19 protein-coding genes are annotated in these 23,900 nt (G+C 63.0%); 3 read left to right on the forward strand and 16 right to left on the reverse strand.

What is annotated here, in order from left to right:
- Positions 1–114: 114 nt before the first annotated feature.
- Both RR42_RS11530 and RR42_RS11535 read right to left on the reverse strand, forming a co-directional pair.
- The gene (locus RR42_RS11530) at positions 115–738 is read right to left on the reverse strand and encodes a response regulator transcription factor (RefSeq protein WP_043346826.1); all 624 of its coding nucleotides are present in this window, start codon (positions 736–738) and stop codon (positions 115–117) included.
- The gene (locus tag RR42_RS11535; RefSeq protein WP_052494604.1) at positions 735–2,150 is read right to left on the reverse strand and encodes a histidine kinase; all 1,416 of its coding nucleotides are present in this window, start codon (positions 2,148–2,150) and stop codon (positions 735–737) included. The genes RR42_RS11530 and RR42_RS11535 overlap by 4 nt, the downstream gene beginning before the upstream one ends.
- 168 nt (positions 2,151–2,318) lie before the next feature.
- On the opposite strand from RR42_RS11535, the gene RR42_RS11540 reads away from it, so the two are divergent.
- Positions 2,319–4,760, forward strand: a complete 2,442-nt coding sequence (locus RR42_RS11540; protein ID WP_082054878.1) for a TonB-dependent receptor — start codon at positions 2,319–2,321, stop codon at positions 4,758–4,760.
- Between the two features lie 194 nt (positions 4,761–4,954).
- On the opposite strand, the gene RR42_RS11545 is transcribed toward RR42_RS11540, so the two are convergent.
- On the reverse strand, positions 4,955–5,191 hold the full coding sequence (locus tag RR42_RS11545) for a tautomerase family protein (protein ID WP_043351952.1): 237 nt from the start codon (positions 5,189–5,191) through the stop codon (positions 4,955–4,957).
- Positions 5,192–5,280: 89 nt separating this feature from the next.
- Positions 5,281–6,015: an SDR family NAD(P)-dependent oxidoreductase gene (locus RR42_RS11550; RefSeq protein WP_043346828.1), complete on the reverse strand. Its 735-nt coding sequence runs from the start codon at positions 6,013–6,015 to the stop codon at positions 5,281–5,283.
- 151 nt (positions 6,016–6,166) lie between these two features.
- On the opposite strand from RR42_RS11550, the gene RR42_RS11555 reads away from it, so the two are divergent.
- On the forward strand, positions 6,167–7,090 hold the full coding sequence (locus tag RR42_RS11555; RefSeq protein ID WP_043346831.1) for a LysR family transcriptional regulator: 924 nt from the start codon (positions 6,167–6,169) through the stop codon (positions 7,088–7,090).
- A 109-nt stretch (positions 7,091–7,199) separates the two neighbouring features.
- Here the strand turns inward: RR42_RS11555 and RR42_RS11560 are convergent, their stop codons facing one another.
- From RR42_RS11560 to RR42_RS11570, 3 genes are all read right to left on the reverse strand, one after another.
- A complete protein-coding gene (locus RR42_RS11560; protein ID WP_043346835.1) occupies positions 7,200–9,404 on the reverse strand; it encodes an OsmC domain/YcaO domain-containing protein in 2,205 nt (734 codons plus the stop codon).
- A gap of 576 nt (positions 9,405–9,980) precedes the next feature.
- Positions 9,981–12,554 (reverse strand): EAL domain-containing protein, encoded by a 2,574-nt coding sequence (locus tag RR42_RS11565; RefSeq protein WP_082055011.1) that lies wholly within the window; start codon positions 12,552–12,554, stop codon positions 9,981–9,983.
- A gap of 601 nt (positions 12,555–13,155) precedes the next feature.
- Entirely contained in the window at positions 13,156–13,455 is a 300-nt protein-coding gene (locus RR42_RS11570; RefSeq protein ID WP_236701902.1) for a hypothetical protein, read from the reverse strand.
- Positions 13,456–13,508: 53 nt separating this feature from the next.
- Here RR42_RS11570 and RR42_RS38565 point away from each other — a divergent pair, with 53 nt between their 5' ends.
- On the forward strand, positions 13,509–13,892 hold the full coding sequence (locus tag RR42_RS38565) for a winged helix-turn-helix transcriptional regulator (RefSeq protein WP_082054879.1): 384 nt from the start codon (positions 13,509–13,511) through the stop codon (positions 13,890–13,892).
- 197 nt (positions 13,893–14,089) lie between these two features.
- On the opposite strand, the gene RR42_RS11580 is transcribed toward RR42_RS38565, so the two are convergent.
- The 9 genes from RR42_RS11580 to RR42_RS11620 all read right to left on the reverse strand — a co-directional run bounded on the left by RR42_RS11580 (position 14,090) and on the right by RR42_RS11620 (position 23,870).
- The gene (locus tag RR42_RS11580; RefSeq protein WP_043346843.1) at positions 14,090–14,929 is read right to left on the reverse strand and encodes a universal stress protein; all 840 of its coding nucleotides are present in this window, start codon (positions 14,927–14,929) and stop codon (positions 14,090–14,092) included.
- A 323-nt stretch (positions 14,930–15,252) separates the two neighbouring features.
- A complete protein-coding gene (locus tag RR42_RS11585; RefSeq protein WP_043346845.1) occupies positions 15,253–15,879 on the reverse strand; it encodes a phosphoribosyltransferase in 627 nt (208 codons plus the stop codon).
- Positions 15,880–15,911: 32 nt separating this feature from the next.
- Positions 15,912–16,517, reverse strand: coding sequence for a nitroreductase family protein (locus RR42_RS11590; protein WP_052494605.1), 606 nt, complete (start codon positions 16,515–16,517; stop codon positions 15,912–15,914).
- A gap of 482 nt (positions 16,518–16,999) precedes the next feature.
- On the reverse strand, positions 17,000–17,302 hold the full coding sequence (locus RR42_RS11595; protein ID WP_236701903.1) for a hypothetical protein: 303 nt from the start codon (positions 17,300–17,302) through the stop codon (positions 17,000–17,002).
- Between the two features lie 625 nt (positions 17,303–17,927).
- Positions 17,928–18,470, reverse strand: a complete 543-nt coding sequence (locus tag RR42_RS11600) for a flavin reductase family protein (protein ID WP_043346850.1) — start codon at positions 18,468–18,470, stop codon at positions 17,928–17,930.
- Positions 18,471–18,641: 171 nt separating this feature from the next.
- Entirely contained in the window at positions 18,642–19,286 is a 645-nt protein-coding gene (locus RR42_RS11605) for a BON domain-containing protein (protein WP_043346852.1), read from the reverse strand.
- Positions 19,287–19,435: 149 nt separating this feature from the next.
- Positions 19,436–21,817 carry an exo-beta-N-acetylmuramidase NamZ domain-containing protein gene (locus tag RR42_RS11610; RefSeq protein WP_082054880.1) on the reverse strand — a complete coding sequence of 794 codons (2,382 nt, stop codon included), beginning with the start codon at positions 21,815–21,817 and terminating at the stop codon, positions 19,436–19,438.
- The gene (locus RR42_RS11615; RefSeq protein WP_043346854.1) at positions 21,814–23,088 is read right to left on the reverse strand and encodes a putative glycoside hydrolase; all 1,275 of its coding nucleotides are present in this window, start codon (positions 23,086–23,088) and stop codon (positions 21,814–21,816) included. The genes RR42_RS11610 and RR42_RS11615 overlap by 4 nt, the downstream gene beginning before the upstream one ends.
- Positions 23,085–23,870, reverse strand: a complete 786-nt coding sequence (locus RR42_RS11620) for a polysaccharide deacetylase family protein (protein WP_236701904.1) — start codon at positions 23,868–23,870, stop codon at positions 23,085–23,087. The genes RR42_RS11615 and RR42_RS11620 overlap by 4 nt, the downstream gene beginning before the upstream one ends.
- Positions 23,871–23,900: the final 30 nt, after the last annotated feature.

Here is a 23,900-nt window from a genome sequence, read left to right on the forward strand (position 1 = left end):
GCGCCTGCCAATCAAGCAGGGACGCGCGTTGTGCAGTGCGCTGGCGAGCGTTGTACCGCCACGGAACACGGCTTGCGCGCGCGGGGCAACGCTGTCCTGTTTTGGCACAGAGGCTCAGCCAAAGCCGTGCTCCATCGCATAGCGATGCATTTCGACCCGGTTGGCCAGGCCCATCTTCTTGCGGATCAGCGTCTGGTAGTTCGCCACCGTCTTGGTGCTGAGGTAGAGCTGCGCGGCCACTTCCTCGATCGCCGTGCCGCGCGCAAACAGGCGGAACAGGTCGAACTCGCGCGGCGACAAGGCCAGGTGGGGCGGCAGCTGGCTGCCGGCATCGACCAGGCCCGCGACATCGTCGGACAGCGCCTGCCGCCCGTCGGCCACCTTGCGCACCGCATCCACCAGGGCCTGCGGCGCGCTGCTCTTGGTCAGGTAGCCGGCGGCGCCGGCCCGCATAGCCTGGCTAACGATGGCGGCGCTGTCGTGCATGCTGAACACCAGGATCCGCAATGCGGGCACCCGCGCGCCGAGGCGCTGCAGCACTTCCATGCCGCCGCGCCCGGGCATCGACAAGTCCAGGATCAGCACGTCGGCGCGATGCTGCGTCAGCCACGCGTAGGCGGCATCGCTATCGCCGAACTCGGCCACGACGCGCACCCCTTGCTCGAGTTCGAGCAGCCGCCGGTATCCGGTGCGCACTACCGCGTGATCATCGGCAAGGACTACCTCGATCGTTTTCATTCGCTCTGGCTCCCATGCGGTTGAACCGGCTCGGCGAAGGCCTGCGGCACAAGCGGAAAGCTGGCGCTCAGGCGGCAGCCGGGCGCGGCGCTGGCCACAGTGCAGGCAGGTTCGATGTGCAGCGTGCCGAGATGGGCCCATGCGCGCTCCTGCATGCCCCGCAGGCCATGACTGCGCTGCAGGGCCGCGGCGACGTCGGCAATGCCCTGGCCGTCGTCCTCCACGCTCCAGCACACCGCTTGCCCGGCGGCCGTGGCAGCAATGCGGATCGCCACGCGGCGTGCGCCGGCATGGCGCATCGCGTTGGTCAGCGCTTCCTGCGTCATGCGGTACAGCGTCAGGACCAGGTCCGGGCCCGGCGCCACGCCGCCAAGCGCCACCGCATAGTCCACCTGCACCTGCTGGCCCGGCTGGCCGCGCCAGGCTTGCACCAGATCCTGCAGCAGGCGCTCCACCGAAGCCAGCCGGCCATCGGGCTGCACGCCGTGCGGCCGCAGCCGGTGCAGCAGATGGCGCACCTCGTGCTGGATCCTGGCGCAATGCCCGGCCAGGTCGTTGGCCACGAGTTGCAGCACGGGCTCATGGACGCTCTTGCGCACCAGGTAGGCGGCATCGGCGCGCATCGCGGTGAGCACCTGGCCGAACTCGTCGTGCAGTTCCCGCGCCAGGCGCGCGCGCTCGCTTTCCTGGGCAGTCAGCAGCTTGCGGCTCAGGGCGCGGCGCTCTGCCTGGGTTTCGTCCAGCGTACCGGCCAGGTGGTTGAGCGCGCGGCGCAGTTGGTCCATCTCGCGCGTGCGCATGGGCGGCAGGCGGGCACTGTAGTCCTTGTCTTCGTAGACCCGGATCGCCGCCAGGATCTGTTGCAGGGGCGCGAGGGCCCGTCCCAGGGCCCAATGGATGCCAAGCAGCAGCAGCGCGCCATAGACCGCCAGCACGGCGAGGTTGCCGGCCATGTCGCCGCTGGCTTCCCGGATTTCGCTCTGCGGATTCCAGCGCAAGGCGGCGCGGTAGGTGGCACCGTCGCGGGTGTGGATCTGCCAGCTGCTTTCCAGCCGCGCCGCATCTGCCCCGAACCCCGGAAGGGCAAGCAGGCCGCCCAGGGGGAAGCTATCCCGTGGCTGCGGCTCGCTCACCAGCACCTGGCCCGTTGCATCCTCCAGATGCAGCCACAGGTGGCGCATTTGCGCCGATGCGTTGATGGTGCGCAGGGCGGCAAGGTGCGCCTCGCGCTCGGCCGGCGCCGCCGTCTGCAAGGCCGACAGGCGCGGAATCAGCTGCGCCATGGCGTGCGCACCACGCCGCTCGTCGCCGATGGCGCGCGCCGCGAGCCATAGCGCGACCACCAGCGCGCAGCACAGGCAGGCCGCGCAGATCCAGATGGCGCGGCTTAACAGATAGCGAGACATCGTCATGGCTATGACGCCCCCCGGGAGGTTGCAGTGGGCGGTAGGGATGGCCTGCGGATCGGGAGGTTTTCCCGAAGCCCGAGGTACGGAACCTGCTCCCCGTCCCTCAAGTTGTTTCCCCCAAGCCGGCACCCAGCGCAGGTGCCCCGGCCAATCATTCCGAGGAGATGCAAGATGCCAGCCAACCTACCTCCAAGCCGGCGCAGGGCCCCGCCGGGACGCGCAGCCCTGCGCCGCGGCGCGCCACGGCGCAGCGCGGCCACCGCCATCGCACTGGCCGTGGCATGGCTGGCCGCCCTGCCCGCTGTTGCACAACAGGACAGTGGTGTGCAATCCGGGGACAGTGCCACGCTGCCCGAAGTCATGGTGGTAGCCACCGCACCGCTGCCGGGCATTGGCGTGGACCGCGACCTGGTGCCGTACACGGTGCAGACGGTCAGTGGCGACGACCTGAACGGTTCGCGCACCGGCACCCTCGCCGACTACCTGGCGCGTCACTTCACCGGCGTCAACGTCAACGACATCCAGGGCAGCCCCTTCCAGACCGATGTCACCTACCGCGGCTTTCGCGCCTCGTCGATCCCGGGCGTGCCGCAAGGGCTGTCTATCTACCTGGACGGGATCCGCGTCAACGAGCCCTTCGGCGATGTGGTGAGCTGGGACATGATTCCCGAAGCCGCCCTGGAAAGCGTCTCGCTGGTCTCCAGCGCCAACCCCGCTTACGGCCTCAACACACTCGGCGGCGCGCTCGCCATGACCACCCGCTCTGGCCTCACTTCCCCCGGCTTCACCGCCGATTTCTCCTATGGCAGCGGCAACCGCAAGCGCGCCGACCTGTCGGGTGGCATCCGCAGCGACAGCGGCTGGCACGCCTTCGCCGCCGGCACCCTGTTCCAGGAACACGGCTGGCGCGATCATTCCGAAGGCCGGCTCGGCAACCTGTTCGTCAAGGCCGGGCACGAGAGCGAGGCAAACAGCTGGGACGTCTCCCTGCTGCACGGGCGCAGCACCCTGATCGGCAACGGCCTGGTGCCGAGCTACCGCGCGAGCGGCAATGCCATGCTGCCCGGGCTCTACGAGAGCAATCGCGGCGCCGTCTATACCTATCCCGACAAAACCGAGAACATGGTCACCCAGGCCGCCTTCAACGGCCGCCACTGGTTCGACGACAAGACCAGCGCCGCCGTGCTCGCCTATGTGCGCACCAGCCGCCGCGATACCACCAACGGGGACGTGAACCCGGTCTACGACGCCTACGCGGAAGACTGCGAAGATGGCTTCAAGGCCGACGGCAGCCCGCGCAAGTCCCGCTGCGGCTACACCCGGAGCGAAGGCGCGGCGCTGGATCCGGCGATGCTGAACACCACGCACATGTGGCAGCAGTCCGTCGGCATGGCGTTCAGTTTCGCCAAGGAGACGGAAAAGCACCTGCTCAACGCCGGGCTGACGTTCGACCGCAGCCGCCTGACTTACTCGCAGTATGAGCAGCTCGGCACCTTTACCGACGACCGCGGCGTGATCGCGGACCCGAATGCACCGAACGAGCTGTTCTCCGGCGTCAGCGGCACCTCGCGCGCGATTGGCCTGTACTTGTCAGACACCTGGACCGTGACGCCCAGCACCTTCGTGACGGGTTCGGCCCGCTGGAACCACGTGGCCGTGAACAATACGCTGCGCAACAGCGACGGCAGCGAGCAGCCGAGCGAGAGCTTCACCTACCGCCGGCTCAACCCCGCTCTGGGCCTGACGCAGAAGCTGGGCGGCGGAGTCTCGGTATTTGGCGGCTATGCCCAGAACAACCGCGTGCCGACGGTGCTGGAGCTGGGTTGCGCCGATCCCGCCCAGCCCTGCCGCCTGCCCGCCGGCCTGCAGGCCGACCCTTACCTCAAGCAGGTCGTCTCGCACTCCTATGAAGTGGGCGCGCGCTGGCGGCCCTCGAAGGACACGGAGGTATCCGGCTCGTTCTACCGCATTGATAACCACGATGACATCCTCTTCTTGCGCGCCCCCAACACGCAGCAGGGCTACTTCGCCAACTTCGACCGGACCCGCAACCAGGGCTTCGACCTGTCCGCCCGGCAGCGTTTTGGCAATGTCACGCTGCGCCTCGGCTACAGCTATCTCGAAGCCACCTATCAGGCCACCGGGCAGCTCGCGGTGGGGGAACGGACCATCGGCGTCAAGCCGGGCATGCGCATGGCCGGCCTGCCGCGCCACACCGTCAAGCTGGGCGTGGACTGGCAGGCGCTGCCCGAACTGACCCTGGGCGCCGACCTGGTTGGCGTGTCAAGCAGCGTGACCAGCGGCAACGAAGACGGCCTGCGCGCCGACCCGCAGCCCGGCAAGGCGCCCAAGTACGCGGACTGGAGCACGCCCGGGTACGCCACGGTGAACCTGCGGGCGTCTTACCGCGTCAACAAGCATGTCGAGATCTATGCGCGCGTGGCCAACCTGTTCGACCGCCGTTACGAGACCTATGGCCAGATCTCTAACGACCTGTTTCCCAACGGCAACCTGCTGCGTCCGCACGTGACGCCGCAAGACAACGCCAGCGCGCTGTTCGTCGCGCCCGGCGCGCCGCGCAGCGCCTGGGTGGGCGTGGTTTTCCGCATGTAATCCGACGCATGCAATCCGACGCATCCAATCCGACAATGGCCGCGCTCCCGCCAGCGAAATCCGGGCAACTTACGCTGGCATGATGATCGCGGTGCCGCCCGAGGTGTGGCAGGCCGATGACCTCCTCACCCCAGCACAGCTCGGCCGCGCGTTGATCAAGATGGCGACGCACCTTGATCAACTCGCGATGCGGCTTATCGGCTGTCCTGCGCACCGGGGGCTGAAGCGGGATTCGACTGCTTGCGAATCTCGGTGGTCGTCCGCCCCCCGAAACCCCAGTTGTCGGTATCCACCTCTTCGATTGCGATGTGCGTCCATTCGGGCGGTTTGTGCAGCACGCGCTCCAGGGTCTCGGTCACTTCCTTGATGACCTGGGCCTTCTGCTCGGCGGTGGTTCCCTCGCGGGTAATGCGAATGCTGACGAAAGGCATGGCGGCCTCCTGCATGGATTGACGTTTCGAGATGAGCGCGATGGATTCCGGGCCGCGGCAGGACGCACGTCCGGCCGCGGTTGCCGGCTTCAGCGGCCTGCGCTGAAACCGCCGTCCACCGGCAGCACGGTGCCGGAGACAAAGTCGGCCTTGGCCAGGTAGAGCACGGCATCGCTGATCTCGGCGATGCTGGCGATGCGGCCCAGCGGGTGCAGGCTGCCGAGTGCCGCATGCGTTTCGGCGGCATGCATCGGGGTGTCCACGACGCCCGGGGCGACCGCGTTGACCGTTACGCCGTGGGGTGCCAGTTCCAGCGCAAGCGCGCGCGTGGCCTGGTTGATGCCACCCTTGAGGGCCACGGCCAGCAGCGCCGGCACACCACCGTGCGGCTGAAGCGCCAGAGACGCGGTGATGTTGATGATCTTGCCGCGCTTGCGCTCGCTCATGTGCCTGGCCGCTTCCTGCGACGGATACAGCACGCCCTTCAGGTTGGTGGAGATCTGCTCCTCCACTTCGTCCGGCGTGAACTGCACGAAGGGCTTGGCCGCGAAGATGCCCGCGTTGTTTACCAGCACGTCGACCTTGCCGTACCTGGCAATGGCCTGCGCGAAGACCTGGCGCGCCGATTCGGGCTGACCGACGTCGCCCGCGACACCCAGGAAACGCTCGCCGGCATTCAGCCGTTCAGCGGTGGCTTGCAGGCGCTCGGTGGAACGGCCGGTGCCGACGACGTTGTAGCCCGCTTTGAGGAAGGCTTCGGCCAAGCCCAGGCCGATGCCGCTGGTGGCGCCGGTGATGATGACGGTGTTGTCGGTGTTGCTCATGGTGGTCCTCCGATGCATCCAGATCCAGATTCAGGTTCAGGGTCCGGTGCCGGACGCCAAATCCGTCACCGGTGTGGAGGCACTATATTGCTGCTGTGGAGCGCAATAAACGGGGTTTGCTACACTTGTCCTATTACATGGCGTAAAGAATATGCACCGGCAATTCGACGACATCCTGCTCGGCAGCATCGAGCTCTTTTGCCTGGCCGCCGAAGCCGGCAGCTTCACGGCGGCCGCCAATACCGCAGGCGTCACGCCTGCCGCCGTCAGCCGCTCGATCTCGCGCCTGGAAAAGCGCCTGGGCGTGCGCCTGTTCGTGCGCTCCACGCGCAGCATCCGGCTGACTGAAGGTGGCAAGGAATACTTCGAGCAATGCCGCGCCGCGCTCAATTTGCTGGTCGAAGCCGAGCGCAAGGTCACCGGCGAACAGGTGCAGCCCTCGGGCACGATCCGCATCAGCGCCCCGACCACCTACGGGCACCATCGCCTGTTACCGCTCCTGCCCGCGTTTCGCGCCAAGTACCCGCTGATCAAGGTGGAAGCCCATATCAGCAACCGCAACGTCGACTTCCATGAGGAAAACTTCGACGTGGCGATCCGCCTGCGCGCGCAGCCGGACTCGATGATGGTCTCCCGGCACCTTGAAGACGCGGCGCTGGTGGTGGTCGCAAGCCCCGCCTACCTGAAGCGCGCCGGGGTACCTGGAACGCTGTCGGACCTGGACCGGCACGAGTGCATCCAGTTCGATCTACCGAGCAGCGGGCGGCAGATCTCGTGGCTGTTCAAGGAAGGGGGGCACGAGAAGGAGATTTTCACGACGGGCAACTACATGTGCGCGGAAGACGTGCTGGCCGGCGTGACGCTGGCTAAAGCCGGCGCGGGGCTGTTCCAGACCTACCAATTCGTCGTCGAGCGGGACCTGGCGCAAGGCGAGCTGGTCGAGGTCCTGCAAGCTTTTGCCGGACGCATGCGCCCCGTCAGCCTGATGTATCCGCACGGCCGTTTGCTGCCATCGCGCGTGCGTGCATTCGTCGAGTTCATGATGGAACAGGCGCGTCCGCCAGCTGCTGCTTAGAACGGGGCTCGCCGACGTTGACAGCCGTATTGCCCCCATAGGGAAGAGGCCGGCGCAAGCCGGGCTACCGGCAAGAAGAGCGATCCCGTGCCGGCCGTCACTCGTAACCCTAGCTGGCTGTAGCCACCACATTGGCCCGCGCCTTATGCAGTTTTTTGTAGCTGTCGATCAGGCGGTGGTGCCTATCGAGCCCCTCCAGTTTCATGGTCGTTGGCGTCAACCCGAAGAAGCGCACGCTACCGTCCACTGACCCCATTACCGCGTCCATCCGAGCGTCGCCAAACATCCGACGGAAGTTGACCGCGTAGTCGTCCAGGTCCAGGTCGTCATCGAGCATCACCTCCAGCACCACATTCAAGGCCTGGTAGAACAATCCACGCTCGACCGTGTTGTCGTTGTACTGCAGGAAGGCGCCCACCAGCTCTTGCGCCTCCTCGAATTGCTGCAAGGCGAGATGAATCAGCAGCTTCAACTCGAGAACCGTTAGCTGCCCCCAGTCCGTATTTTCGTCAAATTGGATGCCGATCAACGTGGCAATATCGGAGTACTCATCCAGCTCACTGTTATCCAACCGCTCAAGCAGAGCTGCCAGGCTGGCATCGTCCAGGCAATGCAAGTTCAAAATATCGGCACGGAACAACAGCGCCTTGTTTGTGTTATCCCAGATCAAATCCTCTACCGGGTAGACTTCCGAATAGCCGGGCACCAGAATCCGGCAGGCCACGGCGCCCAACTGCTCATACACCGCCATGTATACCTCTTTGCCCATGTCTTCGAGAATGCCGAACAACGTGGCGGCTTCCTCGGCATTGGAGTTTTCACCCTGGCCAGAAAAATCCCACTCAACAAAGTCGAAATCCGCCTTGGCGCTGAAAAAGCGCCACGACACCACACCGCTGGAATCGATGAAGTGCTCGACAAAGTTATTTGATTCAGTCACGGCATTACTGACGAAGGTGGGCTGAGGCAAATCGTTCAGGCCTTCAAAACTGCGCCCCTGCAGCAATTCCGTCAGGCTCCGTTCCAGCGCCACCTCGAAGCTCGGGTGCGCGCCGAACGAGGCAAAGACACCACCTGTCCTCGGGTTCATCAAGGTGACGCACATCACCGGATAGGTCCCACCCAGCGACGCGTCCTTTACCAGCACCGGAAAACCCTGCTCTTCCAACCCCTGAATCCCGGCCAGAATGCCAGGGTATTTCGCCAGCACTGCGTGCGGCACATCCGGCAATGCGATTTCACCTTCCAGAATTTCGCGCTTTACCGCCCGCTCGAAAATTTCGGACAGGCATTGCACCTGCGCTTCAGCCAGCGTGTTGCCGGCACTCATGCCATTGCTGACGAACAGGTTTTCGATCAGGTTGGACGGGAAATACACCACTTCGCCGTCCGACTGCCGCACATACGGCAGCGAACAGATACCGCGCTGTACATTGCCGGAGTTGGTGTCGTACAGATGCGAGCCACGCAATTCGCCATCGGGGTTGTAAATTTCCAGGCAGTGCGCATCCAGGATTTCAGCCGGCAGCGCGTCCTTCCGGCCAGGCTTGAACCAGCGCTCGTTCGGGTAATGAACAAACGCCGCATCGGCGAGGTCTTCACCCCAAAACGTACCGGCATAGAAATGGTTGCAATTCAGGCGTTCGATAAACTCGCCCAACGCCGACGCCAGCGCGCTTTCCTTGGTCGATCCCTTGCCATTGGTAAAGCACATCGGCGAGTGCGCATCGCGGATATGCAGCGACCACACATTGGGAACGATATTGCGCCATGAAGCAATTTCGATCTTCATGCCCAGATCCGCCAAAACGCCCGACATATTGGCGATGGTTTGCTCCAGCGGCAGATCCTTGCCCGCGATATAGGTGCTGGCGTCGGAAACCGGCTTCAACGTCAGCAACGACTGAGCATCGGCATCCAGGTTCTCCACCTCTTCAATCACAAACTCGGGCCCGGCCTGCACCACTTTCTTCACCGTGCAACGCTCGATGGAGCGCAAGATACCCTGGCGATCCTTTTCCGAGATATCCGGCGGCAGCTCAACCTGAATCTTGAAAATCTGTTGGTAACGGTTTTCCGGATCAACAATATTATTTTGCGACAGGCGGATATTCTCGGTGGGAATATCGCGGGTTACGCAGTACAACTTCACGAAGTAAGCGGCACACAAGGCCGACGAGGCCAGAAAATAATCGAAGGGTCCAGGCGCCGAGCCATCGCCCTTATAACGGACAGGCTGGTCGGCCACTACCGTGAAGTCATCGAACTTGGCTTCAAGACGCAGCTTATCGAGGAAGTTGACTTTAATTTCCATGGGAGAATTCTGAAAATGGTGCTCAAAATGATGTGGCCACGACTACCCGATGCCACGCTGGTGCCGTGCAATGCATCGATGCTTTCCACAAACGCTGCCGCATACGGATAATTTGACAGGCGAACGCCATGGCGCAGGACATGGCTGGAACCGGCGAGCTTCCATGCGCCCTGGCAATATCCAGGCAATATTCACGGCAACGCCAGGTGCGGTTGTACGAAACTGAATCGCCACGCGCTCCCCCACATTATTCAGAATGCGGGAACTACCAGGCGATAATCCGAAATATAAAGCCCTGTAAAAACAGGGCTTTAATAGTCAATCAACTGGCGCATAATGTTTCCCAACGGGAATCCTACCCCCCACTCCATCATCAACAGGCCGCCACAAACCCGCGTGGTTAAAGGGATTGGCCATGATCGACCTGGAGCCTTACCGTCAAGCGCGCGGAGCATTTTCTCGCGCGGGAGATGGAGCGATTCGCGGGACGACGACGCTGGCGACCCCATGGTCAATCGGGTCCAAGGATACAGAAAAAGGCCCTTCCGCGAAAGGACGCCGCAGTAAATATGCTTGTTACGACGCTTTTTGCCGTGAACTGCGATCGCCGCCCGTACATTTCATGTTGCGACTGCCTGATTGCGCCATTGCCACTTCGCCTCGAAGCAGAGAAAGTTCGATCAGCCGGTCCGCCGGTTGGGGCCGTGCCAGCAGAAAGCCTTGCACCTGGTGGCAGCCGACCTCCCGCAGGAACGCAAGCTGCTCCTCGGTTTCCACGCCTTCCATAACGACGTCGATACCAAGCGCATGCCCCATTGCAACGATCGCTCGAATGATCGCACCATCCGGGTTGCGCGAGTCGCTGGTGGCAAGGAACGATCGGTCGATCTTTAGTGTGTCGACCGGTAAATCCTTTAAATATGCGAGAGATGAGTAGCCAGTGCCGAAATCGTCGATCGCGAGGCTGATCCCCCGTGCCGCAAGCTCCCGAAGCAGAATGCCAATCTCCTCGCGCGTATTCATCGCCATGCTTTCCAGGAGTTCGAGTTGCAGCCGATGTGGCGGCAATGCAGTCTCGCTGAGAATGGTGGTCAGATCGGTCAGAAATCCGTCGGTAAAACACTGCCTGGCCGACACGTTCACCGCGATGCGACCGAATTCGAAGCCTGCATCCAACCAGCAGCGTGCTTGCCGGCAGGCCTCACGCAGGACCCACTGGCCGATTGGAACGATCAGTGCCGATTGCTCTGCCAGCCCAATAAAGACGCCAGGCGGCACTAGCCCCTTGCGTGGGTGGCGCCAACGCAACAACGCCTCGACGCCCACAATGTTGCCGTTCGACAGGTCATATTGTGGCTGATAGAAGAGACAGAACTCGTCCTGTTCGAGAGCGCGATGCAGTTCCCCGAGCGTTTCGAGCTGCGCCATCGCCGATGACGTCATCTTGCTTTCGAAGAACTGAAAAACATTCCTGCCCCTGCTCTTGGCCCCGTACATTGCCTGATCGGCCAGCACCATCAGTTGCTCGGCCTGCGCTCCGTCGTCCGGATAGATACTGATGCCAATGCTCGGCGTCACGAAGATCTCGCGGCCGCCGAGATCTATCGCCTGGCCCACAGCATCCAGCAGCCCTTGCGCAACCTGGCCGACGTCGCGGACGTCGACGAATTCCTCGAGCACTAGCGCGAATTCGTCTCCGCCCATCCGCGCGACGGTGTCACTGGCTCGCAAGCCTGTGACAAGCCGCGAGGCAACCACCTTCAGTACTTCGTCACCTGCGTTGTGCCCAAGCGTGTCGTTGACGAGCTTGAATCTGTCGAGATCTAGATACAACACGGCAACTTTGCCACCCCGCCGCTTGCCGTGGACGATCGCGCGCTCCAGCCGCTCTTCGAATAACGCCCGGTTCGCCAGACCGGTCAGAACGTCGTGTGTCGCAAGGTAGCCAAGCCGCTCTTCGGCCTGGCGCCGCTGGGTGATATCAGAGAATATCCCCGCGTAATGCGATATGTTTCCGTCGTTGTCGCGAATGCTCGTAATCGTGAGGTATTCGACGAACAGCTCGCCGCTTTTCCGCCGGTTCCAGATTTCGCCTTGCCAGTGCCCATCGGTCGTGAGCGAATGCCAGAGCGCCCGGTAGAACTCCGGCGTCTGACGGCCCGAACTCAGCAGGCTCGGGTCGCGCCCGATCACCTCTTCCTCCGTAAAGCCGGTCAGGCGCGTGAATGCCTGATTCACGCGCTCGATCTTGGCATACTTGTCGGTCACCATGATGCCTTCCAGAGCAGACTCGAACACGCGATCCGCCATGCGCAAGTTGAAGCGCGCCTGGCCGAGTGCTTCGTCACGTTCGCGCAGCGCGCTCTGCAATTCATTCACGTATTCGTACTCAATGTTCTGCAGGATATCCGCAAAGCAAAGCAACCCGGTCAAACGGCCCTCGCCGTCGCGCACGCCGACATGGCGCATATGCTGCTGCAGCATATACCGCTGGGCGGCATACAGGCTCTGCGTCGCGGACAGCGTCTGCAGCGGCCGGCTTGCATGGTGGCCGACGCAGCCCCCAAGTCCGCCCTCCCCAATCAACCGGACGACGTCGCGCTCGGTCAGGATGCCATGCTCACCATCGGCATATTCGACGACAACCGCATCGATTTTCTCCGCGCGCATCCGTACGACGACGTCGTGAAGTGCCATATGGTCAGGCACCGTGACGGGAGAATGGATACGAATCGATTCGATCGACTTCAGGCGCAGGTAAAATTCGGCCCCTTGGTTCAGGACGATGTCAGTCTGGCTCAAAACGCCAATACTCAGGCCGTCCTTGACGACCACGAAATGGCGAACGCCAGACTGCTTGAAGCTGACCGCCGCCTCACCCAGTGACGTATTCGCTCCCAGAGTGAACACTGGGCTGCTCATCACATCCCCAATTGGACGGTCTAGAGAGTGAGCATCTTCCCCGGCAGATAGCGCGTCGTGCTCGGTCCAGATGCCGACGGCCTCGGTACCATTCATCACGACGATTGAGCTGCAGCGCTCAGCAAAAATGCGCCTGGCGGCCTCCCGCACCGTCGTGATGCTCGTGCAAGAAAGCATCGGACGCGCGATGAGGCGTGCAATGGGGATATCGTAAGTGTTGGGATACATTGTCAAACCAATACCTGTGAACCATCGTGGGCGGACATCTATCCGGCCACCGGCGTAGTCGCGCAGGACGCAAACCGATGCGAGCCACCTCCGGCGAAACGCGCAAGCGCGTCCGCGCCACTTCGCCGCCATCGCCTGTATTCCATTGACCTTGCGAACAGGAAGTCTTGCTCGAGTTCACATCCCTTCCCGGCGACGACGAGAAGTGCCTCGGCCGCGCTGCTTCGAGTCGCCCGCCCCGCCAGGCTCGCTTCGCCAACGATGCGGCGGTACATCCGAGGATCCTGTATTGCGCTGACTTACCTGTGGCAACAAATGGAACGAGGTAGCCACTTCCGGTTAACGACAGGCTTGTCAAAAGATTGAGGCAAGATCCAAAGCAGCATGCCGAGGCCGAATGCAACGACGCCCCAAGGCATGGCTTGGCGGCGGAATTGGGCAGGAAGCGGGGCGTTCTGCGACAAATCGGAATTCCGGTTGAGGTTTGCACGGGGTCGGCAAAATTGCGGTGTATTCACTTCGCCTGACTCAACTCGTCTATATCCACGCTCTGCCGGCAAACAGCTTGAACGTTTTTAAACCATGTGTTCGCCTACCCGAATCAATTGCGTACCGGCACGATGCTGAACCGGGAGACACCCTGGGTTGCAGCCATCTCGGCCGCAAGTCCCGCCGGTGCTAGCGCGCGCGCCTTGTCCGGTGCGACCAGGCTGATTCGCCACACGGCCTGGTTGTCGGCAAACGTGATGGTCAGGCTGTCGTGCAGCACGCGATAGCCGCGGGATTTCGCCCTGTCGATCAGCAGATCGAGGTCAGGGGCTTCTCCGGGCTGGAAAGTCAGCGACACATCCAGCGTCATGCGCCCCGGAAGCCTGGACTCCAGCCGGTGCAACAGGGACATCGAACCCACGCATAGCACGGCTGGTCGTCGAGCACAACGGCCACTTGCCCGGCATGCTGGAAAGACGTAACGGGATAGATTTACCCAGCGACTGCCAGGGATCGGGGGCCGTCCTCGCGCGCATCGGCGATAAGTGGAGCGTCCTCGTACTCCTTGCTGACGGACCTATGCGGTTCAATGAACTGAAGCGGAAGATCGCAGGCATCTCGCAGCGCATGCTGACGCGGACGTTGCGGGGACTGGAACGAGACGGACTGGTTACGCGGACCGTATATGGCACGATTCCACCGCGCGTTGACTACGCGTTGACCTGCCTCGGCCACTCGCTAAGGACACCTGTGGAAGCACTCGGGCTATGGGCCATCGCGCATCTCCCAGCCATTGAACAGGCGAGACAGGCGTTCGACCTCCGCGGAAAAAAAGAACTCGGCGCGTGACAAGATCCAGCAAAGGGCCGGCTCATGGCCGCCGATGTCCCAAATGGGGAACAGCCGTTCATCGTTTGCTGGCGCGTGGCCAAATGCAGCGCCAGGGTGACCCAACCCGTCTCAACAGGTCCCTTGATACCCGTCGAGGGCAAGCTCGCATGCCATGGCATGCGTCGCCCGGGCGGCTTTTGCAATGGCTTCGTCATTCAGTGGGAAAAGAGCACGGGGACCGTCATGCCTTCCAGCAACGTCCGTGTCGTCCCGCCCAGAACTACCTCGCGAAGCCTGGTGTGTCCATAAGCGCCGGCTACGACGAGATCAGCCTCCAGATTCGACGCCTCCGACAGCAGGCGCTCGCCGGCATCGCCGGATGCTGCCACAGGAAGGTTGCGCAATGCGGCACTCACGCCATGTGCCGCCAACCAGGTTGCCGCATACTGGGCAGGCGCACTCCATGGGTCGCCGACCTTGCCAGCCAGCGTGCATGTCGTGATGGTCACCGCTCTGGCTTTGCGCAGTAGCGGCAGCGCATCGCGGATGGCCCGCGCGGCCTCCCGCCCGCCGTCCCAGGCGACCAGGATGCGGCTGGCCACCGTCTCAAACCACCCCACGCTCGGTATCGTCAGGACTGGCCGGCCGCTGGCAAGCACAATGGATTCGGCGAAGTTCTCGGCCACGAAGGCTGCCGGATTCGCCGGGTCGTCCTGTCCGACCACGATGAGGTCCGCCAGCCGCGCCTCCCGCTGCCCGATGCGCAGCGGAGGTTCGTCGAAGGCATTCCATTCGGTAGTGATGGGCAGTTCTTCTGTCGCACCTTCGAAACCATGCCGCACGACCTCGCGATCCTGCTCGTATTGGGCTTGGAGGACCTCGAGATAGCGCGCGCCGTCGGCAAGGCGGTACGCCCACGTCGGCTCCGGGCGGCGACAGGCAAACATGCCAATCAGCTTGGCATTGTGCTGGACCGCCAGTCGTGCGGCGATATCGAGCCGGTGGTAGGACCGTCGGCTGGCGTCGAGTATGACCAGAATGGTAGCAAAGGACATAAAGATACTCCCGCTGGTTAGTGCGCTTTTGACCGACATTGAGAGCACTGCAGACATTCCCGCGTGCAGCACAAGGACGGCTTGTCCACTCTTTGCTCCAGGTTAAGATTCGCCAGACGCCTCACAAGGCTCCGGTCTGAATGGCCGGGCAGCAGCAGCGTCCCCGGTGTTTGCGCTGCATCAGCGCACAGTTGGACACGGCAACTACGATAGGACCAGCTAGCCCAATGCATTGCCGTCGCGGAGATCGCCATGCCTGCCAGAACACTCATCTTCCATCATGACGCGCGCCGCATGATGCTGAAGCGGCCACCTCGGTGCCCCTATCTTCCTGCCAGACAGGCTACCACTTCCGCATCCTTGACCTGCGAGAAGTCGCGGTAGAAATCGCCAACTGCCCGGAAACGGTCCGGCGACTCCAGGCACACGACCTCGTCGGCATAGGGCTGCAACAGCGCCAGCGTTTGCGGTGGCGCCACCGGTACCGCGCAGATGATCCGCGCGGGCTTTTGCTCGCGGATAGCGTGCAGGGCGGCGATCATTGAAGCTCCGGTCGCCAGACCGTCGTCCACGACGATAACCTGCCGACCGGTGGCGCAGAGCGGATCCCGGCCCGGGGTGTACGCGGCGCGGCGCTGCCGTAGCAAATCGAGCTGGGCGGCCCGCTCACGGTCGATGTACGCACTGTCGGCGCCCGCCACGGTGGCATAGGGCGTGAGGTAAGTCCAGCCGGTCTCGTCCACCGCTCCGATGGCAAACTCCGGATTGCCAGGCGCGCCGAGCTTGCGAACGAGGACGACATCAAGATCCGCGCTCAGCGCATCGGCGATGATGGCGCCCATGGGTACCGCGCCGCGCGGCACTGCCAGCACCAGCGGCCGCTTTCCGGCATGGCCAGCGAGCGCACGCGCCAGTTGTGCGGCGGCATCGGCCCTGTCAATGAATGGCATGGTTGCTCTCCTGTGGTTGGCCGTATGGCCGCTTAGGCCGGATAGCCCACGCTTTGGGCCAGGATTACGCGCTGGTCGGGCGCCAGCCGCATTGCCGCAGCCAATGTGCGGCGATCCAGCAAGCCGCGCGCTACCGTGGCAAGGCCCGATGCGGCGCAGAAGAGATAGACGTTCTGGCTGATATACCCCGTGTCCAGCGCTGTATAGAACTGGCGCACTGATTTGTCGGTCTCGTCGAGCATGGACAGCCGGCTAACATAGACGAGGTTCAACGGCGCTTCCGCAACATAGTCCTGCAGGCCGGTGGCCGCGCGCAGGTCTTCGCCGCTGACCAGCCGAAGGCGCCAGTCTGCCGCTTCAAGCACATACAAGCCATCCCGCAGCGCAAGGTACAAGTCGATTTCCTGCCAGTTACGGGCCGAGGGCGCTGTGCGCAGGCCGGCTTCCGGGCGGTTGATGCCGAAAGCGGCCCACAGCAGGGAAGACAATAGCGAGTCGTCCAGGCTACGCGGGGCAAAGCGTCTGGTCGAGCAGCGCTGCCGCAGCGCTGTCAGCAATGACATGCCGCCCTCGGATTGCGGTACCGGCAGCTTCAAGTATTCCACGCCGGATTCGGATGAAGCGATGGGATGTGTCACGTCGAACTCCAGATGGTCGGGGTCGGCACGCCCTTGGGATTGCCGTAGGCTGCTAACTGGCCCTGCAACTTGGGATGGATCAAAGGAACGCCATTTGCCCTGTCAATCGTGGAGCAGTAGTCCATGGGACCTAAGGGGTAGGCGCTGGGCAACCCATCGGGGACTTGCGATTCTGGTGGAAACTGTGGGAAGCCGTTGCCTTGTCCCATACAGACCTGACTCCCCAGTTTTGCCTGCTCATCCGTTCTGGACAAACGAGCAACAGCCGCCAAGTCCAGCGGCGCCTGTAACCCGAAGTCACGAAGCGCCGTGGCGGCACGCATCCTCTTTAGCAATCGGGCGCCATGCAGATGGCTTCAGCGCATAGAAACCGTCGGCGAGCGCCAGATACAGGTCGAATTCCTGCCGGCTGGATGCCGATGCAACCGTGCGCCTGTGGCCTGCCCCAAAGTAAACTGTACGTGCGACTATGGCGACCGACCTTACTTCGAATGCGCACCTTCCTTGTCTGGATCGCGAGTGTCCGTATGTGCCCCGTCGGTGTACGGGTCGAACTTGCCAGCCTTCGCCCCGTTGGTGTAGGGATCTGTCTTGCCAGTCCTCTGCCCGTTGGCGTGCGGATCGGGTCTGCCGGTCTTGGCTACGTTGGCGTTCGGATCATCCTTGCCCGCCTTGGCTTCATCGGTGTATGGATTTACCTTGCCGGTCTTGGTTCCGTCGGTGTACGGATCCGGATTCTTCTGGCCATACACAGAAGCCGCGGCGGCGGCAACAAGTAATGTCATTATGAATTTCCTGTACATCTCTTGCTCCTGTGGCGAATAAAGCGCTGATTGTCGTTCCAATCGCGGCGGAAGGTCTTAATCTCACAACAACAGGCTTGCGAGTGGTGCCCGGTGAGCCCCTATCCGGTAGAGATAAACTACACGCGGCACGCTGCAAGGCTAAAAAATGCCAAGGGTGCACCTCCGGTGCTTTGCCGCACACGTATTCCGGCAGTCGTAACTCAGATCGACAGCGCCCTTCGGCTACCCTAAAAGGCCATGCCAGCGGTTTGGCCATTTCCCATCTAGGCGGCAGGATCGAATTGAGTCACTTGAAGTCAATAGTGAAACGCCGCTAACCTCCCCTTGTTGCCTGAAGCATAGTCAATTGTCCGGACACGACTTTGCCTTGCATCAAGGGGCCGCGAGTCTCGAGTGCGATGGCAGCTATGGCCACGGACCACTCGCGGCGTCATAACCCGCACCCTGTTCCTCGTCAACCTCGGCGTACTTTTCTCTGAAGTGCTGACTGTTGACTACGACAGTGAGCGGCAGGCCTCCAAAGGCCGCTTACTTGAACAAATTTCTGGGGGACATGTGCTTTCGTGTTCGCTCCCAGGACTTCTTCAGGCGTCGCAAATAGTAGCTAGACGCCAGGTGGAAGCTTGGAGGCCATCAGCTTCCTCCGGTCAATCTTGCGCCCATCGACAATGAACGTACCATCGCCAACGGCGTGAACCGTGCGCTTCTCCTTGCGCGCGGTATCAATTCGTGCGGCGACCGCCTGTAATACGACAACGTTGTGTTTCTTAACGATGTCGATGACTTTGCATTCTATGTTGGCGAGGCACTCCTTGATCAGGGGTGACTTCACATATTTGCCACGTACAGGCGTGAGCTTAAACTTGGCAAACTTGTCTGTATCTGCCCCAGAGCACGTCCCTATACCGACCACTTTATCCAGCATGTCGACAGTGGGAATGGCGATGACGCACTCCTTATTTTTTCGCAACGCCGCAAAAGAGTGATTCCATGCACCCGTGGTAATGGCGAATAACGGAGTGAAGTCCATCACCATGGTCCACGAGATGGTCATGATGTTGTCTTTCTGTCCATCGTGAGTTGTGACGAGAACAACAGGCCCCGATTCCATCAGGGTAAAAACCTTGCTCAGTTTCAACGGACGCATCAGTGCACCTCGTGATGGCTTGGTAGCGTATGACGCAGTCATGCGACACGGAGTACAACGAGATTTTCCGTGAACTAAAGGCATTCGAAGCCGCGCATTCGGACATCGCTCTCAGCCAAACCAGCAACGCATCACGACGCTGACGAACCGGCATCCTGACTTTCGCAGCGGTCACAATAGCGTGAGGTGATCAATCACCCTGGTTACGCCCGGTGCCGACCAGGCCGCGCCCATTGCAGCCTCCCGCTCCTGCGGCGAATCGACCTTGCCTTTCAGTGTCACCACGCCCCCCAGCACCTCGACCTGGATATGTGCCGCCTCCCGATGGGCATGCCGCCGCAATGCGGCATCGATCCGCTTGGCCACGTCAGGCGGCGCGACGCGCGGCCTTATCGTGATCTGGTCGATCACGCCGGCCACGCCGCGCAGATGCTCGACGGAGCGCTCAGCCAGTTCACGCTGATAAGCCCAGTCCACCTCGCCAGCTAGCGACACCCAGCCTTTCTCCACGCGCACCTTGATGCCGGCGGCAGGCAAGCCCGCATGCCATTGCAGCGATGCCCTTGCCGCCTGGGCGATCGCTTCGTCGTCGTGCGCGCCGGGAATGCGCAAATCGAGCGCCACGACTACGGCCTTGACACCGGCTACGCGCTCGGCGGCGCGCTCGGCGGCCAGCTTTTCCACATAGGTGCGCAGATGGCCGCTCAAGGTCACTACGCCACCATTGACTTCGACGCCGACCGTGGCGGCGTCCACTGCGGGATCCCAGGCCAGTTCGTCGCTCACGTCCTGCTTGATCTGCATATCGGTCTTCATCTGCCTTCCCCTTGCTAGCATCTGCACCAGATCAGTCTGGCGCGACTGTGATTCCAGCTTAGAAGCGTGGCGCGCGTTGCCATTGACACATATCAAGGCCGCGCCTGCCGGCATGCCGCGCCAAGTCGTGGGCTACTACGCGGCACGACTCAGTACATTAGAAATCGCGCCCGGTCTTGCGCGAAGTCCGCGCCTTGCGTCGACACCGCCATTTCGACCGCCGCCAGCGATGCGTGCGCATCGATCAAGCGCCAGACGCGCTCGGAACCGAGCGACGCGCGGATTGCAGGGAGGTTGAATTGCCGCGGGTAAAGCGCATGCAGCGCGATAGCCAGCGCAAGACCCAGGCGCCCGGGTGGTGTGTTCCCTATCGCTGCCTTGATCGACACGCCATGGCAAAGCCGACCGCGATAGCGTCCTTCAGTCGGCACAAAGCTCGTTACTTCGAACCTCGCCTTGGTATCGAGCTTCTTGAGATAGTCAGCCAGGTCCCGCCCTGCAATCCATGGGGCGCCAACCAGCTCGAATGGCGTCGGCGTGCCGCGCCCCACACTGACATTCGCGCCTTCGATCATGCCGAGGTCGGGATATAGCTCAAGTTGCTCTGTATTGCGCAGATTTGGCGAGATCGGGACCCAGCCAAGTCCAGTGTCGGAAAAGCGCATGTGGCGGATGTAGCCTTGCATGGCGACGACCCGGAGATCCGCGCCGATATGCAGGCGCGCATTGAACATCCGGGCGAGCTCTCCTACGGTCATGCCATGCACCAACGGCAATGGAAAGTACCCGGTAAATGAGGACGGCGTGCCGGGGTCCTGCAGCGGGCCGCCGAACACATCGGCGCCCAGCGGGTTCGGCCGGTCCAGCACAAAGACAGGGATGCCGCGGGCAGCGGCGGCTTCGAGCGTGTAGCCGAGCGTCGTGATGTAGGTAAAGAAGCGCACACCGGCGTCCTGCACGTCGAACACCAGCGCATCCACGCCTTCCAGCGCCGCTGGCGCAAAGCGCTTGTTTCCGTCGTAAAGGCTATGCACGGGCACGCCGGTTGCCGGGTCGGACGAATCTCCCAGTGGGGCATCGATATCGCTGGCCAAGCCATGCTCGGGAGCAAACAGCGCCGCCAGCGTGACACCGGGCGCATGGGCCAGCGCATCCGCTGTTCGCACGCCCCTGCTATCGAATCCGCTGCGATTCGTGACCAGCCCCACGCGCAAGCCCGACAATGGTGCGAACGCTTGCGCCTCCAGTACATCGATGCCGCTGCGCACCGGCCCTGCGGCGGGCGGCAGCCGCATGGCCTGAGCCAAGGCAACCTCCGTGCCTGGCACGGCGTGGGTGATCGCTGCCATGGCGACCGGAGCGGCCTCGCTAGCCAGCAGGGCCAGCACTTGCTGACGCAGCGGTGCAGCGTCCCCCCTGTCGTATGGATGCAGCCGGCTGCTCAGGATGACAGCGAAGCGCTTGGTCACCAGGTCGATCCACACGCCGGTGCCGGTGTAGCCGGTCTGCTCGATCATTCCCAGCGCCGGTAGCCGGTCACGGTTGGCGACGAGCGGCGCGGCCAGTGCCCATCCCAAACCACGCCAGGCATTGGCGGCCAGCGGCGACGCCGGCGCTGCCAGCAGCGCCACGCTCTCGGGTTTCAGCACCGTGGCCGCGCCGCTGCGTCCATCGTTGAGGATCATTTGCGCGAACCGGGCCAGATCCTCGGCAGTGGAAAACAGTCCGGCATGGCCGGCCACGCCCCCCATGCGTGCAGCGATGGGGTCGTGAACACGCCCGCGAAGCATCTCCCCCCCTCTTGACGCCGTAGGCGCGATCCTGCGCGCCGCCGCCGGGCCGGGAAGAAAGCCCGTGTCCTGCATGCGCAAGGGCGTAAAGATCTGTTCGCGGCACCACGCGTCCAAGGATTGCCCACTGACACGCCGGACCAGCTCGCCAAGCACGATGAAATTGATGTCGCTATAGATCACGCGCGACCCCGGCGGCGCAATTGGGGCCTGGCGCATTGCTTCCCGCACTATGTCGTTCACCCCGCCCGAGCGTCGGCCCGGCGGCAGGCCCGCAGGCAATCCAGAGGTATGCGACAGCAGTTCGCGCACCGTGACGCGCTCCTTGCCGGCGACGCCGAACTCGGGTAAGTACTGCGCCACCGGGGCATCCAGGAGAATCGAACCGCGCTCGTTCAACTGCAGCACGGCGGTGGTGGTAGCGATGACTTTGGTGACCGATGCGAGATCGAACACGGTGTTGGCGAGCATCGCCTCGCTCGCCGGGAGGACGGCGCGCAGGCCGGCGGCGGCACGATAGTGGATATGCTCGGCGTCGCCCGCCAGCACCACGGCGCCGGGTACGTTGCCGGCCTCGATCTGGCCGGCGACGATGATGCGCAGTTGCTCACGCGTGCCTGCATCGGTACGCGCAAGGCTCGTCGCCTCAATGGGCGCCTCTGAGGCAGATGCCGCCGATGGCGGCTCGCATGCCAGGATCAGCATCGCGAGTACGGCGAGCAAGGTGTCGCGCGTGCTCATCTTGGCAATTGCGTGGAATCATACTGGTTGCGTGGATTCCAAAGCATCCACCCGTCCGTATCTGCGGAGTCCGCGGCTTGCGTTTGCGCCCGGATCTCATCGGCATCGAACTCGCGATGATCAAATGCATAGTCGCGGAATGCCTGGAGCCAGGGACGGAAGCGCACGCCCGGCAACCCGGTCCGCCTCTTGGCCTCGGCCAGGGAGCGGGCCACTATCTCCCCGGGATGCTCCACGGGCTTGTTGCAGCCCGGCAGGCCCCAGGTGAAGCCGGACGGGTAGAGCATGGGCGAGATGTAGTCCAGCGCTGCACCCAGGGGTTCCAACTGCTGGCCGATTGCCGTGTCGTCGAGGTTCCAGCACACGTAGCCGAAGATGTCCGCCGAGATGTACACGTTGTAGCGGGCGAGCCGTGTGCGGGCCGCACGGAGAAAGCCAGTGATGGCAGCCACCCTTGCTTCTCGCGTGCTGGTCTGAGCAAAGCGAAGTCCGCCGGCGTCCGGAAAGCGCAGGTAGTCAAACTGGATTTCGTCGAAGCCCATGCGCGCGGCCTCCTCCGCAAGGTCCAGATTGTGCTCCCGTGCGTCTCCCGAAAACGGATCGATCCATCTGAGCCCCTCTCGGTCACGCCAGACATCGCCCCGGCCATCCCGCACAGCCCATTCCGGGTGCGCCGCGGCAAGCGGCTCGTCCTTGAAGACAACGATGCGTGCGATCAGGTACAAGTTGCGCCCGTGCAGCGCCGCCAGCAGAGCCGGGAAATCGTGCACCATGGGCGCAGGTGCCTCCACCCGCCCGCTCGCCCCGATGGCATCACGCGCCGCGCTGCGGTAAGGCGTCATCCCACGGTCCCCCTTGACATCGATCACGAGCGCGTTAATGGCGCTGGATTGCGGCAAGGCGAGCGCGGCATCGCGCAACGCCGAGCTCGAAATGCCGAATACCGAGAGGTAGACCGCCTTGGGCCGCAACGGCGTGAGCGCCACCCGCAGTGGGTTGCCGCCTCTGGCCTCCGCGAGCGCACGGCCATAGCCAGCGGCTCGCGCCCCGATCGTGATAGCGCCCTGCACTGGCGCCCGGATCACAAAAGTCCCATCCGCACTGGTCAGGGAAGAGGCCGCGGATGTATCCAGTACGACCACGGTGGCCCCATGCACGGGGGCGCCAGAGCGAGCATCGACAACAGTGCCGGTGAGCGCGTCCGCGGCAACGGCCTGCCACGCCGCCAGCGCAAGCACGAACCACAAGGCATGACGTGTGCGCGTGCTCATTGCGAGACCTTGGATTGCGATTGCGGTTGGGAATGGGGACCATGCCTAGTTGCGCCCTCGGCGCCCCGATTGCGCGGGCCGGACGATGCGTGCTGCGTGGCGATATCGTCCAGCAGCCGGCCAAGGCACCGCTCGTCGCAGGCGTCGACCATCAAGAACCGGGGCAGCGCGAGCAGCGGCGAATCCCTTGTGACCGGGCGGCCATCGAGCGAAAAGGCCGCCTCGACGCCTTCGCTCGCGGCAATCTCCATGAGCTCCCGATCGTAGATGCCGAACGGCCATGCTAACCGCGTTACGGACCCGCCAAGCTCCTGCTCCAGACGTTCGCGCGCGCGCCGCAACTGGTCATGTGCCAATGCACGAAACGCCGCCGGCGCCAGGCGCCTGCGTTCGGTGTTGAAGTTCGGATGCCAGAAGCTGTGCGATTGCACCGAGAACAAGCCAGTTTTCTTGAGCGCGCGCAGCTGGTCCCAAGTCAGCGCGTAGGATGCGTTCGAAATGGCCGAGGGATAGATAAACAAGGTGACAGGGATTTGCTCACGCTGGACTATTGGCATCATCACGTCGAACACCGACCGATGGCCATCATCCGCCGTAATCGCAACGGCATTCGCGGGAAGAAAATCGGGACCGCCTTCGACCCAACGTACGACATCGTCCAGGGCAACGATGTGGTAGCCCTGCGCGGCAAGCATGCGCAGATGGGCTTCGAACGTCGTCGTTCGCACTGTCATGCCATCCGCGGCAACAGGGCCGAAGCGATGATAGACAAGGATGGGCACCCGTCGCTGCGCGCCAGCCGATTGCGCGCC

Source organism: Cupriavidus basilensis, from assembly GCF_000832305.1.
GTDB classification, from domain to species: Bacteria; Pseudomonadota; Gammaproteobacteria; order Burkholderiales; family Burkholderiaceae; genus Cupriavidus; species Cupriavidus basilensis_F.